The organism is Arthrobacter sp. 2762 (assembly GCF_040548745.1).
Taxonomy (GTDB): domain Bacteria; phylum Actinomycetota; class Actinomycetes; order Actinomycetales; family Micrococcaceae; genus Arthrobacter.
Genome location: NZ_JBEPSI010000026.1, coordinates 1 through 2010 on the forward strand (window position 1 = coordinate 1; position 2010 = coordinate 2010).

At 59.1% G+C, this 2010-nt stretch carries 2 protein-coding genes; one reads left to right on the top strand and one right to left on the bottom strand.

All coding sequences use genetic code 11. The features are described from left to right. Window positions 1-241: 241 nt before the first annotated feature. A complete protein-coding gene (locus ABIE18_RS22050; protein WP_499724648.1) occupies window positions 242-619 on the bottom strand; it encodes a nuclear transport factor 2 family protein in 378 nt (125 codons plus the stop codon). Between the two features lie 92 nt (window positions 620-711). Here ABIE18_RS22050 and ABIE18_RS22055 point away from each other — a divergent pair, with 92 nt between their 5' ends. Next, the gene (locus ABIE18_RS22055) at window positions 712-1668 is read left to right on the top strand and encodes an RNA polymerase subunit sigma-70 (protein WP_499724649.1); all 957 of its coding nucleotides are present in this window, start codon (window positions 712-714) and stop codon (window positions 1666-1668) included. The last annotated feature ends 342 nt before the right edge of the window (window positions 1669-2010 follow it).

Sequence of the window (2010 nt, forward strand, 5' to 3'; positions counted from 1 at the left end):
ACCCGGGAGGGTGTGGGAGAGTAGGACACCGCCGGACACACATTAGGTCGAGACCCCCCAACCCACACCGGGACGGGGGGTCTCCCACATTAACGCCACGACCAGCCACACCAGAACCAACCAAGCCCCGACCACCACGGCCGGGGCTTCCCCCATTTAACCCTCAAAAGGTACCGCCGACATCGGAAGGGGACACCCGGCGGCTCAAGCTGTTTGGACAGCGTCCAAGGAAGCATCGCCATCACACCCCAACGACGTCACCACGCGCCAAGGCGAAGGGCAGACGATCGAAGATGATGTGGATCTCGGCGATCTGATCATTGTGAATGCGGTAAAGTTCCGCGCCCGGAGCGCTCGGTACTGCCCGATTGGCTGTGTCGTACATGAGTATTGCTTCGTCGTCGGACCCGTAAGCCGCAAGAAGTGCAGATTTTGTGAGCGTAGCAGCGAAGGGCTCCATGAATGCCCGGACAGCGGCACTACCGCTCATGGTGCCGGACGGTGCATGGCAGGTGACATCCTCGGCTAAGTGCTTGATCGCTGCGTCCAGGTTGCCGGTTGTCCAGGCCCGGTGGTAGGCGATTGCAATCTCAACGGCTTTGGCCTGTTTTTCAGACATGGTCTGTTTCCTTTCGTAGGCGGATACTCCTGTTTAGACACCACTTCGCAGCAGATCGGAACGCCCTAGTGGGTCCGTGCCAAGATTGAACCGTGACATCAGCCGAGTTGGAGGCCGCCCGGTCCGGCGATGAGGAGGCTTTCGCCTCGCTCGTAGCACCCTTTCGCCGGGAGCTTCATCTGCACTGCTACAGAATTACAGGATCTGTTGATGATGCAGATGACGTACTGCAGGAGGTTTTGCTTGCGGCATGGAAAGGGTTGCCTGGATTTGCCGGTCGATCGTCCTTGCGGACGTGGCTCTATCGGATTGCCACTACTCGTTCGCTCAATGCACTAAGAGACCAACGTCGCCGACCTCGCCCCGCCCCCGCGCCTCCCTTCGAGCCACCAACTCCGAACGACCGATTCGAACTACCGCATGTGCAGCCTTACCCCGACGTATTGGTCGAGGAGCTTGATCCTGCTGTGCAGGCGGTTGCCCGTGAAAGTGTCGAGCTCGCGTTTGTTGTTGCGCTTCAACGGATGCCGCCGCGCCAGGCTGCAGTGTTGATCCTCTGTGATGTGCTGGATTTCACGGTTACCGAAGCTGCCGAGATGCTCGCGATAGGACCGACGGCGGCTAAGGGTCTTCTTCAGCGCGCCCGCTCCGCCAGGCCTTCCCCAAGGTCAATCTCTACCGGAGCACACCACCACGATTTAGCCCGTAAGTTTGCGGATGCCTTCTCGCGAGACGACGTCGATTCCGTCCTTGAGCTCCTGACCGATCAATGCTGGCTTGCCATGCCCCCGGCCAGCGAACTTTACGTGGGCCGGCACGCCGTCGGGAGTTTCCTTCGTGCCAGTGCGGCTGGGCGCCCTGGCGGCAACTACGCGCTGATCGCTATCACTGCCGGTGGCAGGCCGGCGTTCGTCTGCTATCTGCAGGGCCGGGCCCGGGGACTCATGGTGATCGAGCCAACTCAGCCTGGCGACAAGATCGCATCGATCATGCGATTCCTTGATGATGGCCTTCATCGACAATTCGGGATGCCTGATTTTCTTTCGTGAAGTGTCAGGATTACTGGCTCCCTGGCGCGTCTGAAGGAATGCCCGACGGCGGGCTGGCGCGGGTTGTTGGGGTGGATTTGCGTTGGGGGTGTGGGGCGTGTATTGTTTTCTGAGTCGCCGGGTGCGAAACGGAAAGCCGGAAGGTGTGTACGGTTCGGTAGGCGGCCAAAAATAACTCTTCTTTTCCAATGGCCTTGTTGGGTGTGCTGCTTTTTGTGGTGCGCTGTGCGGGGTGATGTTTTGGGGGGTCTGTTGTTTGAGAACTCAATAGTGTGCCAAGTTTGTTGATGCCGATTGTTTTATTGATTGGTTGAAATTATGGCCAGGTTGCTGCGCACCCCC